Here is a 14,246-nt window from a genome sequence, read left to right on the forward strand (position 1 = left end):
CGCAAACGTTGCCGACAGCATCGGGCCGGACGTCGGCATCGACGCGGATCTCGACCCCAGCAGCGCCGACGACGCTTCGCTCGCCGTCGCGCTGGAGGCTGTGCGCAGCGCGCTGGAGCAAACGATGCCCGCCGCCGACATGCCGATGATGGTGCTGCTGGTGGACGACCAGGCGATCGTGGCGGAGGCGGTGCGCCGGGCGCTCGCCAGCGAACGCGAGATCGACTTCCACTATTGCGCGCATCCCGACCAGGCCGTGCGCACGGCCGAGGAAGTGCGCCCGACCGTGATCCTGCAGGATCTCGTGATGCCGGGCACCGACGGCCTCACGCTCGTGCGCGCCTACCGCGCGAACGAAGCGACACGCGACGTGCCGATCATCGTGCTCTCCACCAAGGAAGAACCCGCCATCAAGAGCGCGGCGTTCGCATCGGGGGCCAACGATTACCTCGTCAAGCTGCCGGACAGCGTCGAGCTGATCGCGCGCGTGAAATATCATTCACGATCCTACGTAAACATGCTCCAGCGCGACGAGGCCTATCGCGCGCTGCGCCGCTCGCAGCAGGAACTGCTCCGTGCGAACCTCGAACTGCGCCGCCTGACGCATTCGGATGGCCTGACCGGCCTCTCGAACCGGCGCTACCTGGACGAATTCCTGAGCGCCGAGTGGAAGCGGGCGGAGCGCGAGCGCACCGAAGTGTCGCTGCTGATGATCGACGTGGACTACTTCAAACCCTATAACGACACCTACGGCCACGTGGCGGGCGACAACGTGCTGCGCTCAGTGGCGACGACGATCCGCCGCGAGATACGTCAGCCGCGCGACCTCGTGGCGCGCTTCGGCGGCGAAGAGTTCGCCGTGGTGCTGCCGGGCACGGGCAGCGCGGGCGCGCGGCTGCTCGCCGAGAAAATGCGCCGCGACGTGGTGGGACTCGCGTTGCCGCACGTGGGTTCAGCCGTGAGCGAGCACCTCACGATCAGCATTGGCGTGGCGACGCTCACGCCCGCGCCGGGGCTCGCGGAGACGGCGCTGATCGAGGAAGCCGACGCCGCGCTTTACCGCGCAAAGCGCGATGGCCGCAATCGCGTGGCGTTTTCCACGCACGTGTCGGGGCGGCCGTAAAGGCGCAGCGCCTCAACCCGGCGTCCAGTCGTACATCAGGATCTTGGCGCGCGCGTCGTCCTCCACGAGCACCACGTAATCGCCGTTATCGCGCTGCGCGGCGCTCATGCCCATATAGATGTCCACCCACCCGCTCGTGTTGCCCACGTTCGCACCGGGCGTCATCGAGCCGACGATCTGGCCGCTGCGCGCGTCGTATACGTCGACCTTCTGCGTGTAGAGCTCCGCGATGAACACATAGTTGCCGGCCACGGCGATTCCGACCGTTGTCACCTGCGGGCTGCTGCCCGTATTCCAGGGCAACGACGCCTGCCACGTGAGCGTGGGCGAACCGCTCGACCAGTTGTCGTAACGCGCGAGCACGGGCCCGGCTTCTTTCCAGTGCGACGCATCCCACGGAATGTTCGCGGTGAAGCCGGTGATGTACATCGTGTCGGTTTCGGCCACGTAGACGATCCGTGCGATGCGGTTGAACGGCGCCGGCATCGGGAACATCTTCGACGATGCATAGGTGTACTGCGGATTCCCCTGTGCGTCGAGCCCTTGCATCGGCATCTCGCGAATTCCCGAAAGCGGCGTGGCGAGCCACACGTTGCCGGGCGTGTCCACCCACCAGTAGCCGTTGCCGACGGTCGCGCCCGTCGAGGGGTTCGAGGTGATCTCGCTCGCGTCCACGTGGCCGTCGCCGTTCGCGTCGCGCCACATCCACTCGCCGTAGGTCGGCTGGCCGGCGGGCCAGTTGCCCGGCATCGGATTCTGGGCGAGCAGGCCCGAGGGAATCGCGACTTCGCCATCGGTCGCGCTCGAGAAGCGGTAGATGTTCAGGTAGTGCGCGTACTGGTCGAGCGTATAGAGGAATGGCTGGCCGTTGAAGCGCCGCACCATGGGCGAGCCGCGCACGCCGCGCGTGGAGTGCAGCGCGGGATCGTCGGGATACGCGAAGCGGTTGAGCGTGAAGCCCGCATAGGTCCATTGCTTGCCGGGCGCCTGGCTGTAGTCGAGCGTGAAGCGCTTCGAGCCGGTGAAGACGTTCGCGGTATTGGCGGGCTCGAAGGCGGCGGCATCGACGAAGGTCAGGCCGTCGAGGCGCCAGCCCAGCGTGCGCGTGCCCATTGCGTAGCTCTCGAGCACCGCTCCCTGGCCGACCAGCGCGGTGCCGTACGGTCGCGGCCCCTGGCCGTTCTGCGCGACGTACAGGTTGCCCGCCTGGTCGTAGCCGATGCTGGTGATGCCGTTGAAGCGCCAGTCGCCGGGCGCGCCTTCCACGACGTGGAAGATGCCCTGGCGCGTGCCCAGCGTGCCCGCGGCCGCCAACTGGCCGCTCGACGAGCGGGCGTAAAGCAGAATCTGCTGCGAAGGGCCGTTGTCGGCAATCGAGAGCTGACCGGAAGGCGCGAAGGCGAGATCGGTCGGCACGGTGCCCGCAGGCAGCACGGGTGCATCGTTGAGCGCGGTGCCGTCCTTGCGGTAGTGACCGATGCTTGGGCCGTTCGCGTCCTGCATGCCCTGGATCACCCAGAGCGTGCCGTCCGTGGCCAGCGCAATGCGGCCCGGCGTCGGCACGGTGAAAGCACGGAGCTGACGCATGGTTTGCGCGTCGTAGACCACGATGCGGTTGTCCGCGGTATCGGCAACGTACAGTTCGGCGTCGGTGGCGGCGAGGCCGCGCACGGCGCCGTCGCTGCTGCTCGGGGTGGCGAGCACGCGCAGGAAGCTGTTTTTTGTCGCGTTCGCGCTGTTGCCGATGCCGCTCGCGAACGGCGCGCCCTGCGCCACGTTCGAGCGCAGCCGGCGCGTCACGCCGAACCAGGTCTGGTTGGCGGGCGGATAGTCCGCGCCCACGAGAGCATTGCTCTGGTTGCCGATCGACATCGCGGCATAGACATAGGTACTGTTCGCCGCGATAGCGTCGCCGCCCGCATTGCCCCAGCCATGCGTGTTGCCGGCCACCGCGAGCTTGTCGCCGCCGCGGTAGACGCCGATCTCGCTGCCGCTTTCGTCCCAGGGCGCGTTCGCGTAGACGGTGCCGTCGGGCGCGACGGCGATGGCCTGTACGTCCTGCTGCATCCACTTGCCGTCGCCGAAACCGAAGCTGTTGCCGATCCAGGACGTGGTGTAGTTGAGCGTGCTTTGCGCAACGCTGGGTTGAATGGCGAGACCTTGCAGCGCTACCGACAAGGCAATGAGGCGAGCAGCATTTTTCACTTGAATTCCCGTCAATTACGAACATGCCGCAGGATGCGCGGCAGTTGGGCGTGATGCTCGCATGCGCTTTTAAGGAAATAATTCAAATATTATTCAATGCGGGTAATGTGGCGTTTTTTTATGCGGATGCGATGAATGGCCCGCCCGCGGGGCGCAAAGTCGCTCGAGCGCCACGCAAAAGGTGAATTTCGCCGTCTGCTGGAATAATCCGCGCTCGCCGCGCGTTAGCCCCCGCATCGCCACCTAATCAACATCGATTCACGATCATGAAGTTTCGCGGGCCGCTCGATGAGCCGCGGGTTTCCGAAGCCGATATCCAGGCCTATAGCGACGGCACGCTTGCCGGCGCGCAGGCGGCGCACGTGCGGCGTTACCTCGCTGGCAAGCCCGGCGAATGGCATCGCATCCTGTTCTACCGGCGTCTGAACGCCCAGATCCGCGATGCTTACCCGGCCCGGCCCGCGCAGACGCCGCACTCGCGCGCCGCGCCAGCCCGGAGCAGGCGGGCGTTGCGCTACGCTATCGCTCTCGCGGCTGCGCTGGCGATGGCGGGTGCCGCAGTGGCGTGGATCGGCGTGACGGAGCCGTCGCAACAAGTGCTGAACAACGCTGCGGTGATGGCGCTGATGGAAGCCGAAAACGGGCAGCCGGAGGCGCTGGAAGCGGGCGCGGCGCGTGCGCCGTTCGATTTCGGCGCGGCGGGCCTGCATTTTCTCGGCGGTGGCGAAGTGCGGGTTGGCCCGTTTGCGAGTGCGCAGCGCTATGTGTACGAGAACAACCAGGGCGAGCGCGTGGTGCTGCTCGCGAGCCGCGCGTGGCTGGCCGGCGCGGCGCTGCAGTGGAGCGCACACCGCGCGGGGCCGCTGCGGCTCCTGATGTGGCGCGAGCACGGCACGCGCTGGGTGCTCGCGGGCAACGCCCAAACGCGCGGCTTGATGCGCGCGGCGGACCTCGCGACGCTCGCCGCGCAGCCGGCGCGCGAAGGCGAAGGATCGTGAACCCGCCCGAGGATGCAAACCGCGCAATGACCCTTGCGGCAATCCAGGATGAAACATGGACATCCGTGACGAGCTGATAGAACACGTGCCGCGCCTGCGACGCTACGCGCGCGCGCTGATCAACAACCGCGAGCTTGCCGACGACCTCGTGCAGGACACGCTCGAGCGCGCCATCGCCCGCACGGAGTTGTTCCGTTCGGGCACCGATCTGCGCGCCTGGCTCTTCACGATCATGCACAACCTGTTCGTGAACCAGGTGCGCAAGTCGGCGGCACGCGGGGCCCACGTTTCCGTCGACGACGACAGCGTGCCCGAAACCGACTACGCCGTGCCCGCCGCGCAGACGGGTGCGCTCGAAGTGCGGGATCTGGACTTTGCGCTGCAGCGTCTGCCCGTGGAGCAGCGCGAGGTGGTGCTTCTGGTAGGACTGGAGGAGATGAGCTACGCCGATGTCGCATTGGCGCTCGACATACCGATCGGCACGGTCATGTCGCGTCTGTCGAGGGGACGTGAGCGCTTGCGGGCGCTCATGGCCGGTTCCGTCCCGCGTGCGAATCTGAAGGTGGTGCGATGAGCGAGCAACAAAATCCAGTCACGCAAGACGAGATCCACGCCTACGTGGACGGCACGCTATCCGAGGCGCGTCGCGCCGACGTGGAGCGCGAGCTCGAGCGCAACCCCGAGCTTGCCGCGCGCGCGAGCGACTTCTTCGCGCTGAACAATCTGCTGCACGAGCGTTACGACCGCGTGCTCAACGAGCCGCTGCCTGCGCGCCTGCGCGTGGCCGCCCCTGAGCCCGCGCAGCAAGCGGTGCGAAATGCGCGCCCGGCGGCAAACTGGCCGCGCTTCGCGGGCCTCGCGGCGGCGCTCGTGCTGGGCGTGGGCATCGGGTGGGGCATGCATTACGGCATGAGCGGCACGGGCGGACCCGCAGGCGCGGCTGGCGGCGGCGAACTGCGCGCGGTGAGCGCGGATGGCACCATGCGCTTTGCGCAGCAAGCGGCGCTCGCGCACGTGGTCTACATGCCGACGGTGGCGCGTCCCGACACGATGGACGACAGTCAGGAGCAGGACTTCGTGAAGTGGCTCGCGAACCGGCTCGGCACCAACGTGCGCGCGCCGATGCTCTCGAAGAGCGGGTTCGAGCTTTCGGGTGGGCGGTTGTTGCCGGCCGACGACGGCGGCGAAGTCGCGCAGTTCATGTATCACAATGCGCGTGGCGAGCGGGTGACGCTGTGTATCTCGCACCGCAAGGCGAGCGCCAATACCACCGCGTTCAAGCTTTATCAGGATGGGCCTGTGAATGTGTTTTATTGGGTGGATGGCGACTTTGGGTATGCGCTTTCCGGGGGGATCGATCGTAAGGCGTTGCTGCAGCTTGCGCATGATGTTTATGCGCAGCTGACGCCGCGGTGAGGGTTGGTTTTTTGTCGTTGTTCCTGGCCGGGTTGGCCTTTCCTTGTGTTCGCGTCGGTATGCATGCGTTGCCCCTGTGCGGGGCGGCACCTACTTTCTTTGCAGCGGTGTATGGACCGGAAACATGGGTAACAGGTGTGCGCGGACATGGGTAACACATGATCCGCTCATTCGGGATGGTCCAGGTTGATGGTTCCGAAATGATGATGCAGGAAAAACAGGTCATAGCGGTTGCCGCTTCCTGCGCTGGGGCGCACCGCAACCGGCAGCTTGTGCAGCGCATTTGAAACCTTGAAACACCGGCACCGGAAACGGAGTTCTCCATTCCACCCCACGCGTACCGCCGTGTCGTCGCTGCGATATTCGATCGGCGGCAGTGTCTCCGGATACGGGTGCGCACTGGGCCGGTAACGGGTGATCGGAGTGGCCATCTGCAGGGCCTGATGCGGGCGCTGATGGTTATAGACCGTGCGCCACTCGTCAAACACCCGCTGGGCGTTGCGCAGGCTGTCGAAGCGACGGCCGCTGAGCACCTCGGCCTTCAGCGTGCGGTGAAACCGTTCGTCCTTGCCGTTGGTCTGCGGGTGCGCCACCCGGCTATGGGACAGACGCACACCGAGCCGGATCAGCCAGATGGCCAGTTCGGTGAGCTGTCCCGGCTGGCCGGGACTGCCCCATGGCGAGCCGTTGTCCGCGTTGATGCGCAGCGGCAGCCCGTAACGGCGAAACGTCTGCCGCAGATGCGCGCGTACGGTGGAGGTGTCGGTCCTGCCGCACGCATCGAGCGTCAGGTTGAAACGCGAATGATCGTCCAGCACCGTCAGCGGCGAGCAGTGCCGCCCGTCCTGCAGTTCAAACCAGCCCTTGAAGTCCATCTGCCAGAGTGAATTCGGATGCTCGTGTTCGAAGCGCTGCCACGGTGTGGCCGCCTCCGAAGCCTCCGCGCGGATCAGGCCATGGCGGTGCAGGATGCCGGTCACCGTGCTCGGTGCGGGCACCGCGGTGTGGCCGAGATCCTCGAGGCGCCGCTTGATCTTGCGCCCGCCCCAGGCGGGATGTGCCTGGCGCAGTTCAACCACCTGCTGCTCGACTGTGGGTATGGTGCGCGCCGGACTCTGCAGGGGCCGGCGCGAGCGGTCCGCCAACGCCGTGGCGCCGTCATCCTGTGCATGCCGGGCAAGCCACTTGTAGCCGGTCTTCGGGCTGATGCCGAAACGCCGGCATAGTTCACGCCGGTTGGCGCCTTCCTGCAGGGCCAGATTCACGAATTCCAGACGCAGGTTCATGGTGTTTCTCGGGTTCCAGGGCATGAACGGCTCCAGGCGAATCACTCGCCCGAAGTGTTACCCATGTCCGCGCACACCTGTTACCCATGTTTCCGGTCCATACACGGCTGCAAAGAAAAGTAGGTGCCGCCCCGCACAGGGGCAACGCATGCACACCGACGCGAACACAAGGCAACGCGAGAAAGCAGCCAGGAACCGAGCGCAGCGCCAATCACCTGACCTTCACAGCCACAAAGCTCCTCGCATTATTCCGCTGAATCAGCAGCGACATGCTCTTCGTCGCCTTCGCCTCGAGCGCGACAGCTTGCTCCTGCGATTCGACCAGCGTGTCATCGAGCGACAGCACGACATCTCCAGCCCGCACACCCGCGCTCGCAGCCGGCCCAGTGGAGGCTTCCACCATCAAACCAAGCGGCAACCCGGTCGAGCGCTTTTCCTCGGCGCTCAGCGCATGCGCGATCAGACCGAGTCGGTCGGCGGCATGGCGCGGAGCCGGTGTTGCGGTGGCGGCCTGCGCGTTCGGGTCCGCCATCACCGTTTTGACGGCTTTCACGTCAGACGGTGGGGCCTTGCTCACCGGATCGGCTACTGCGGGCGCGACCGGCGCGTCGGTCTTCTCCACCGCCTGTGCGGCATCGGTTGCTTGAGCTGCTGTCGCACCCGCAGTCCCAGCGCCCGCTCCTGTCGCCGCCGCATCCGCATCCGCCGCCTTCGCCTCGAACGCCGTGTTCGAGAAGCCGGCCACCGCGGGCTGACGGTTGCGGATCACCTTCAGCGACGCCGGCGTGGCCGGCGGCACGGCAGCCAGCGCGGCGGCGAGCGTCGCGGCCCGGTCGACGGGTTTGGTGCCGACCTGCACGATCACGTCGCCGGTCCGGATACCCGCTTTGCCGATGGGCGAGCCGGGATCGACGGCGTCGACGAGCGCGCCGCCCGCGTGCGGCAAGCCGAGCGCCGCCGCAAGCCCGGGACTCACGTCCTCGACCTGCATGCCGAAGGTGCGGATCGTGCCGCCGTTGCCCGCGTTTGCCGCGGTCGCCGCATTGGCGCTGGCGGCGGGCGCCGCCTTGCGCGCCTGCAACTGGGCGCGGAACTGGTTGGCGGCGTCGATTGGAATCGCAAAGGTCAGGCCCTGGTAGCGGCCGCCATCCGCGTAAATCTGCACGCCGATGCCGATCACCTCGCCCGCGCGATTGAAGATCGGGCCGCCGGAGTTGTCGGGGTTGACCGCCACATCGGTCTGCAGGAACGGGAACGCCTTGCCGTCGGGCAGCGTGCGCGAGGTCGCGCTGAGGATGCCCGTCGTCACGGTGTTCTGATAGCTGTCCGGCGACCCGATCGATAGCACCGGTTCGCCGGCGTGCACCTTCGCCGTATCGGCGAGCTTCACGAACGGCAGATCGTGGCCGTCGATCTGCAGCACGGCAACGTCGCTTTGCGGGTCGACGGCAACGACCTCCGCCTTGAACTCGCGCTTGTCCGTCAGCCGCACGGTCACCTGCTCGGCGCTGTCGACGATATGCGCCGTGGTCAGCACGACGCCATCGGGGCTGACGATGAAGCCGGAGCCCGCGCCCGTCATCACGCGCGGTCCGCTGGCCTCGGCGTCGGACGCCGGCTTCGGCGCGCGACTGAAGAACGCGAAGAAAGGATCGGCGTCGTCGATGGCTTCCTGCTCGGGCGGCGCGGACGGGTCGTCGGGGCTGCGCGCGATCACGTGCACGACGGCGGGGCCGTAGCGCTCGGCGAGCGAGAAGAAGTCGGGTGTGGCCACGGCCGCCGGCGCGGTGGCCTCGGCGGTAGCCTTCGGGGCGGCGGCTTTGTCGCCAGCCGCTTTGTCGCTAGCCGCCGTAGCGCTTGCCGCCTTGTCGTTAGCGGCCTTATTGGCGGCGGCTTTGTTGGCGGGCGGTTTGGTGGCGGCCGGAGGCGGCGTTGCGGCGTTCGCCTCGTAACAGAAAGCGCTGGCAAGCGCGAGGGCAAGCGCCGCCGCAGGGCGCGAAGTGCGGGCGAAGGTCAGGCGGAGCACAGCACACCTCCCAGTGGTCATCGTGCTGGCGGGCGGCACGCGATCGCGGATAGCAAACGAGTGCCGACGACCATAGTGTAGTCACGCCACAAGGCAATTGGGGGGCAGGGTTTGTCCTGTAGCGCACGCAAATCGGCACTCAGGTGTAACGACGCATGCGCGGCGCATCGAAGATGACGCTTTGCTGACTTTGCGGCTGGTCAGGCTGCTCAGGAAAGGGAAGGGGCGACGCCGAACAGGTGCGCGAGATGCCCCGCTCGTTGCGAGCGGGGCGTTCGGTTCTGGGGGGGCGGCGCGAGTGCGTATCGCGATCGCTTTCAGCTACCCGAATACAGGTTGCAGAAGCTCACCGGCCCGACACACGTCGTCGTGTGCGGTGCGCCGGCGTCGCTCGTGCCCTGCATGGGCGCGCCCATGCCGCCCGGTTCCTGCTGTTGATGCTGTGCCTTCGCACGCGCGACTTGCTGCGCGGAGACGGGGCTCACATCTGGATACGAGCTATCGGTCACGAATTGCGAACCGTTGGCCTGCGCTTCGATCAACTGTTCGCGCACCTGGGCACGCGTGAGTCCTTGTGCGGACGCGGTGGATACAGCGCCGATGCAAGTCGTCACGACGAGCAAGGCGAAAAGCGGGCGGCGGATGATCATTTCGAACTCCTGATGAAATAGCATGGTTCGGCGACCGGCTGGAGCACGGTCGAATCAACGGAGACTGCAATGGGTATACCGCTGAAGGTGGATTGCTATTCCCGTGGAGTTGCAACGGCGGGGTATTTTTCTATGTGAGCTGTACCTGGAGCCAATGCGGCAGTTCCGCGCCGATCAGGCTGACGCCAAAGAGCGCGAGTGCGCCGGCAACTAGAAGGACAAGCGGACTCACCCGCGTTCTGAGCAACACGCAAAGGGACATTACGGCGATGGCCTTCGCGGGCAGGCCACCGTTGAGCGACTTGAGCAGCACCCAGCCCGCCGCGAGCATCATGCCGGCCGCGATGGGACGCAGGCCGCGCTCGAGCGCCAATTGCCACGCCGCGCCCTGATAGCGACCCCAGATATGCGTGATGCCGTAGATGAGGATCGCGGTTGGCAGCAGGAGCGCGGCGGTCGCCACGAGCGCGCCCCAGAAGCCGGCGACCTGCCAGCCGATCAACGTGACGAGCAGCGAGCCGGGACCCGGCGCCATGCGTGAAATCGCGAAGTCGGCGGCGAATTGCGAATGCGTCATCCACGGATGCACGTCCACGACCTGGCGCTGGATTTCGGCGACGATCGCCTGGCCGCCGCCGATCGTCACGAGCGAAAGTGGCGCGAAAATGGCGGCTAGCTGACCGAGCAGGCGTCCATTCATCGCGCACCCCGGCGGATCGCTGCGTATTCGTAGAGCACGCTCACGGTGCCGCCTGCCACGACCACCCACACCAGCGACAAACGCAGAATGCCGATCGCAAGAAAGGTCGCTGCCATGAGCAGCAGCGGGAGCCCCTGCCGCCTCACGCGCCGAGCGGTGACGACGCCCATCGACAGCGACAACCCTGTGGCCGCCGCGGCGGCGCCTGCGATCAGAATCTGCGTGAGCGGATGGAAGATGAGCGCGCCGACCACGCTGCCGATCACGACGATCAGACACGCGGGCGGCACGAGGATGCCCGTTACGGCCACGGCGGCGCCGCGCCAGCCGAGCAGCCGGTGCCCGATCCAGATCGCCATGTTTTTCACGTTGATGCCGGGCAGCGCCTGCGAGAGGGCGAGGCCGTTGAGAAAGTCCTCTTCGCTGATCCAGTCGCGATCGTGGACGAATTCGCGCAACAGCCAGCCGCTCAAGCCGCCGCCAAAGCTCGTCATGCCGATGCGGCTGAAGATCAGAAAGAGTCCGAACAGCGTGGGGCGCGGCGAGGCGTTTGGCGTGGAAGCAGTCACGGGGATGACGCAAAGCGGGTAATGCCGAACGGTTCGGCGGTCGTCTCGTGCGGTGGTGGCCGAAATTATAGCGCCGCGACACGTGTGACGCGGAGGGCGCGCGGTCACGCAAAATTCAGCGCGAGGTCAGGGCCGTTATGATGGTCGTACTCGCAGCGGCGCGATCGCTGTGATCGTTGTATTTGCGCTGTCCGCCGTGTGCCGCCTGGCGTGACGTGAACAAAACGCCCTGCCGCCATTGCTCATGCCCAGGAAAAAGACCAGCGTCTGGCTCAAAGGTCTCGAATTGCTCACCCGCATGAGCGCACCGCGACCGAAGAAAAGGGCCGCCGCACGCAAAACGGCGCCCGCCAAGGCCGCGCAGGTCGCGAGGCCGGCAGCCAAACCGGCGAGGCGCGCCGGGAAGGCGCATGTGGGGCGTGCGCAGCCGACGGGCACAGCCGGCAGGTGGATCCGCTCCTATCATTCCGCGCCGCCCAGGGCCGGGCATCTCGTCAATCATCTCGCGTATGCGCTCTATTTGCCCGCCGGTGCGGCCAGCGCCACGGGCCTGCCGCTCGTGGTCATGCTGCACGGCTGCAAGCAGACGGCGGAGTCGTTCGCCGCGGGCACGCGGGTTTGCCGGCTGGCGGATCGTGCGGGTTTCGGCGTGCTGCTTCCCGAGCAGGCGAAAACGGCGCACGCACAGCGATGCTGGCACTGGCACGGCGATCATGCGCAGTCGGAAGCGCCAGCGGTCGGCTCGCTCGTCGATGCCATCGCGCGCGAGCACGGATTCGATCACGAGCGCATCTACCTGGCGGGCATCTCGGCGGGAGCGGGGCTTGCGTCCGTGCTCGCGATGCGCCATCCGTGGCGGTTCGCGGCAGTGGGCCTGCATTCGGGCCCGGTTTTCGACGCGGCCAGTTCCACCATGAGCGCGATGAGCGTCATGCGCCACGGCAGCCGCGAAGACCCGGTGCATCTGGTCGATGCCGCTCTCGATGTCGCTGCCCATCCCGGTGTGCCGGCCTTCGTCGTGCAGGGCGAAATCGACGCGGTCGTGGCAAAGCGCAACGCCGTGCAACTCGGCATGCAGTTCGCGCGTGTCAACCGGCTGCTCGACACGCAGGGCGAATTACGCGTCGGCGAGATCCGGACCTATAGCCGCGACGCGGTGGCGTATACCGACTACGTCAAGTCGGGCAGGCTCGTCGTGCGTGTATGCGTGGTTCGCGGCCTCGGGCATGCATGGAGCGGCGGCGATCCGCGCGAAGCGTTTCATTCGGACCGAGGCCCCGACGCGATGGCGATGATGTGGCAGTTCTTCCGGCGGCAGCGCCGAAGTGCGGCAGATGAAATGGCGTAAGCGGGCGTCAGCCATCGTTTGCGCGACGTACTCGCGCCGGCAGCAGCATGGCCGCCGCGAAGCACAGGAGATGCAGCCCGCAGAGCGCCGCGAAGGCCGGCATGAATTGCCGCGGTTCGGCGGCGGAAGAACTCGGCACGGCGAGAGAAACCGCGATGGAGATGAGCGTCGTGGCGACCGGGCCGCCAATTCTTTGCGCGATATTCAACGCGGTGTTCGCCACGGGAAGCCGCGCCTTCGGTATGCGGGCATACGCGGCGGAAATCGAAGGAATGCTAATGGTTCCCTGACCCGCGCCCGCGATAAAGAGACTCGCCAACGCGAGGCTCGTGGAAAACGCATGGCCGCTCATCCACAAGAACGCAAGCGTGGCGACGAGCGCCAGCAGCGCGCCGCCTGCCGCGAGCGCGCGGCAGCCCAGACGCTCGGTGAGAAAACCCATGCAGGCGAATGAGGCCATCATGCCTGCGCCCGTGGCCGCGAGCAGCCAGCCCGCATGCGCGGCGCTCAGGCCGCAGCCCGCTATGAGGTAGAGCGGAACGGCAAGCTGCCGTCCGTACATGATGCCGTTGGCGAAGAATTGCGTGATGGCGGGAACCGCGAACGTCCGGTTCGCAAAGAGGCGCACGTCGATCAGCGCTGTCGTTGGCCGGCGTAGCGAGTGCCACACGAATCCCGCGAGCAGCGCAGCACCGGCTAGTAGAAACCCCGCGCCTTCGGCGTGCATGGCGCTCTGGAATCCATAGACAAGCGCGGCGAGCCCGGGCGAGATCAACGCAAAGCCCGCGAAATCGAAGCGGCGCCTTTGCGGTCGAGCGGCGTCGGGCGCGAGCAATCGCGCGGCCAGTGTGACGCCGAGTATGCCGACCGGTACGTTGATCAAAAAGAGCCAGGGCCAGGCGGCCCGCGCGAGTACGGCGCCGGCGAGCACCGGGCCGAGGATCGGCCCGAGCAGGATGGGCAGCGTGGCGTAGCCCATCACGCGCTCCATGTTCTTGCCCGCGACGCGCCCGATCATCATCTGCGCCATGGGTGCGAGCAGCCCGGCCACGAGGCCCTGAACGATGCGCGCACCGATCAGTTCCCCCATGTTTTGCGCCGCGCCGCACAGTACCGAAGCGAGCGTGAAGGCCGTGAAGGCGAAGAGATAGAGCCGCTTCGCGCCGACGCGGTCCACCAGCCAGCCGTTGAGCGGAAGCATGAGCGCCATGGCCAGCAGGTAGCCGCTCATGATCCACTGCGTCGTGGCAACGGGCGAGTGGAGCGCATGGCCGATGGCCGAGAGGGAGACGTTCACGAGCGTCGAATCCATCTGCGCCATGAACGAGCCGATGGAGACGACGATGGCGACCTTCCAGACCGACGCGGGAATCCGGTTGCCGGCACCGCCGGGCTCACGCGTGCCGCTCATCGTTCGGCCAGCCTTCTCATGATGTCGCCCGCCTTGAAAAGCGTGGCGCGCTCGTCTTCGTCGAGGTCCGCGATGGCTTGCGAGAGCCACAGTTGTTTCGCGTCGCGGGTCTGCTTGCGCAGTTGCCTGCCCTTTTGCGTCAGATCGATGAGGAGCTGACGGCCATCGGTCGCGTGAGGCGTACGCGTGACGAGGGCCATCTCCTCGAGCGCCGCGACGGTGGCGCCCATCGACTGGGGCCGCATGCCTTCGGCGCGGGCGAGCGCGGCAATCGTGGCGGGACCGTCGTTGGCGAGCCGCGACATGACGACGGACTCGGTCATCGAGAGAGCGCCCGCATAAGACTCGTTGCGCGTGCGACGCACGAGCATGCCGATCGCCTGCATGAGGTCGATGACGGCGGGTTCAGGGGGTTTGGCAGACATGGCGATTCACACGGATTCGGCTGGGATGTGTCATCGAATCATGAAGATAAACAGGTAGACTTGCAAGTCTATCTGTTAAAAATTCGAGC

Annotated in this window: 13 protein-coding genes; 5 read left to right on the forward strand and 8 right to left on the reverse strand. The window is 66.6% G+C overall.

All coding sequences use genetic code 11. The annotated features are described in order from the left end of the window. The first annotated feature begins 124 nt into the window (after positions 1 to 124). Positions 125 to 1,123, forward strand: a complete 999-nt coding sequence (locus AB3X99_RS14260; protein ID WP_176732995.1) for a diguanylate cyclase — start codon at positions 125 to 127, stop codon at positions 1,121 to 1,123. A gap of 12 nt (positions 1,124 to 1,135) precedes the next feature. On the opposite strand, the gene AB3X99_RS14265 is transcribed toward AB3X99_RS14260, so the two are convergent. Then, positions 1,136 to 3,190: a hypothetical protein gene (locus AB3X99_RS14265; RefSeq protein WP_368617347.1), complete on the reverse strand. Its 2,055-nt coding sequence runs from the start codon at positions 3,188 to 3,190 to the stop codon at positions 1,136 to 1,138. Positions 3,191 to 3,594: 404 nt separating this feature from the next. On the opposite strand from AB3X99_RS14265, the gene AB3X99_RS14270 reads away from it, so the two are divergent. Genes AB3X99_RS14270 through AB3X99_RS14280 form a run of 3 tightly spaced genes read left to right on the forward strand, consistent with a single transcriptional unit; the run spans position 3,595 to position 5,742 of the window. Beyond that, on the forward strand, positions 3,595 to 4,326 hold the full coding sequence (locus AB3X99_RS14270; protein WP_368617272.1) for a transcriptional regulator: 732 nt from the start codon (positions 3,595 to 3,597) through the stop codon (positions 4,324 to 4,326). Between the two features lie 55 nt (positions 4,327 to 4,381). Further along, positions 4,382 to 4,900: a sigma-70 family RNA polymerase sigma factor gene (locus AB3X99_RS14275; RefSeq protein WP_069268594.1), complete on the forward strand. Its 519-nt coding sequence runs from the start codon at positions 4,382 to 4,384 to the stop codon at positions 4,898 to 4,900. Beyond that, positions 4,897 to 5,742: an anti-sigma factor gene (locus AB3X99_RS14280; RefSeq protein ID WP_069268593.1), complete on the forward strand. Its 846-nt coding sequence runs from the start codon at positions 4,897 to 4,899 to the stop codon at positions 5,740 to 5,742. Before AB3X99_RS14275 ends, AB3X99_RS14280 begins: the two co-directional genes overlap by 4 nt. 167 nt (positions 5,743 to 5,909) lie before the next feature. On the opposite strand, the gene AB3X99_RS14285 is transcribed toward AB3X99_RS14280, so the two are convergent. The 5 genes from AB3X99_RS14285 to AB3X99_RS14305 all read right to left on the reverse strand — a co-directional run bounded on the left by AB3X99_RS14285 (position 5,910) and on the right by AB3X99_RS14305 (position 10,973). Next, positions 5,910 to 7,052: an IS481 family transposase gene (locus AB3X99_RS14285; protein ID WP_368617273.1), complete on the reverse strand. Its 1,143-nt coding sequence runs from the start codon at positions 7,050 to 7,052 to the stop codon at positions 5,910 to 5,912. Between the two features lie 187 nt (positions 7,053 to 7,239). After that, positions 7,240 to 9,054: a trypsin-like peptidase domain-containing protein gene (locus tag AB3X99_RS14290; RefSeq protein ID WP_368617274.1), complete on the reverse strand. Its 1,815-nt coding sequence runs from the start codon at positions 9,052 to 9,054 to the stop codon at positions 7,240 to 7,242. 317 nt (positions 9,055 to 9,371) lie between these two features. Beyond that, a complete protein-coding gene (locus AB3X99_RS14295) occupies positions 9,372 to 9,704 on the reverse strand; it encodes a DUF4148 domain-containing protein (RefSeq protein WP_368617275.1) in 333 nt (110 codons plus the stop codon). A 130-nt stretch (positions 9,705 to 9,834) separates the two neighbouring features. Then, positions 9,835 to 10,404, reverse strand: coding sequence for a chromate transporter (locus tag AB3X99_RS14300; RefSeq protein ID WP_368617276.1), 570 nt, complete (start codon positions 10,402 to 10,404; stop codon positions 9,835 to 9,837). After that, positions 10,401 to 10,973 carry a chromate transporter gene (locus tag AB3X99_RS14305; protein ID WP_368617277.1) on the reverse strand — a complete coding sequence of 191 codons (573 nt, stop codon included), beginning with the start codon at positions 10,971 to 10,973 and terminating at the stop codon, positions 10,401 to 10,403. Before AB3X99_RS14305 ends, AB3X99_RS14300 begins: the two co-directional genes overlap by 4 nt. A gap of 244 nt (positions 10,974 to 11,217) precedes the next feature. On the opposite strand from AB3X99_RS14305, the gene AB3X99_RS14310 reads away from it, so the two are divergent. Then, positions 11,218 to 12,321 carry a PHB depolymerase family esterase gene (locus AB3X99_RS14310; RefSeq protein ID WP_368606614.1) on the forward strand — a complete coding sequence of 368 codons (1,104 nt, stop codon included), beginning with the start codon at positions 11,218 to 11,220 and terminating at the stop codon, positions 12,319 to 12,321. Positions 12,322 to 12,328: 7 nt separating this feature from the next. Here the strand turns inward: AB3X99_RS14310 and AB3X99_RS14315 are convergent, their stop codons facing one another. Then, complete coding sequence (locus AB3X99_RS14315; RefSeq protein ID WP_368617278.1) at positions 12,329 to 13,732, reverse strand: DHA2 family efflux MFS transporter permease subunit; 1,404 nt, start codon at positions 13,730 to 13,732, stop codon at positions 12,329 to 12,331. Beyond that, on the reverse strand, positions 13,729 to 14,157 hold the full coding sequence (locus tag AB3X99_RS14320) for a MarR family winged helix-turn-helix transcriptional regulator (RefSeq protein WP_368617279.1): 429 nt from the start codon (positions 14,155 to 14,157) through the stop codon (positions 13,729 to 13,731). Before AB3X99_RS14320 ends, AB3X99_RS14315 begins: the two co-directional genes overlap by 4 nt. Positions 14,158 to 14,246: the final 89 nt, after the last annotated feature.

The sequence above is a fragment of the Paraburkholderia sp. BR10882 genome, from assembly GCF_040948855.1.
GTDB lineage: Bacteria > Pseudomonadota > Gammaproteobacteria > Burkholderiales > Burkholderiaceae > Paraburkholderia > Paraburkholderia nodosa_A.

What these genes read in the sequence shown, in the direction of transcription:
- AB3X99_RS14260 (WP_176732995.1), top strand. Translation starts at nt 125, where the DNA reads ATGCCCGCCGCCGACATGCCGATGATGGTGCTGCTGGTGGACGACCAG.
- AB3X99_RS14265 (WP_368617347.1), bottom strand. Translation starts at nt 3,190, where the DNA reads ATGCAGCAGGACGTACAGGCCATCGCCGTCGCGCCCGACGGCACCGTC.
- AB3X99_RS14270 (WP_368617272.1), top strand. Translation starts at nt 3,595, where the DNA reads ATGAAGTTTCGCGGGCCGCTCGATGAGCCGCGGGTTTCCGAAGCCGAT.
- AB3X99_RS14275 (WP_069268594.1), top strand. Translation starts at nt 4,382, where the DNA reads ATGGACATCCGTGACGAGCTGATAGAACACGTGCCGCGCCTGCGACGC.
- AB3X99_RS14280 (WP_069268593.1), top strand. Translation starts at nt 4,897, where the DNA reads ATGAGCGAGCAACAAAATCCAGTCACGCAAGACGAGATCCACGCCTAC.
- AB3X99_RS14285 (WP_368617273.1), bottom strand. Translation starts at nt 7,052, where the DNA reads ATGCCCTGGAACCCGAGAAACACCATGAACCTGCGTCTGGAATTCGTG.
- AB3X99_RS14295 (WP_368617275.1), bottom strand. Translation starts at nt 9,704, where the DNA reads ATGATCATCCGCCGCCCGCTTTTCGCCTTGCTCGTCGTGACGACTTGC.
- AB3X99_RS14300 (WP_368617276.1), bottom strand. Translation starts at nt 10,404, where the DNA reads ATGAATGGACGCCTGCTCGGTCAGCTAGCCGCCATTTTCGCGCCACTT.
- AB3X99_RS14310 (WP_368606614.1), top strand. Translation starts at nt 11,218, where the DNA reads ATGCCCAGGAAAAAGACCAGCGTCTGGCTCAAAGGTCTCGAATTGCTC.
- AB3X99_RS14315 (WP_368617278.1), bottom strand. Translation starts at nt 13,732, where the DNA reads ATGAGCGGCACGCGTGAGCCCGGCGGTGCCGGCAACCGGATTCCCGCG.
- AB3X99_RS14320 (WP_368617279.1), bottom strand. Translation starts at nt 14,157, where the DNA reads ATGTCTGCCAAACCCCCTGAACCCGCCGTCATCGACCTCATGCAGGCG.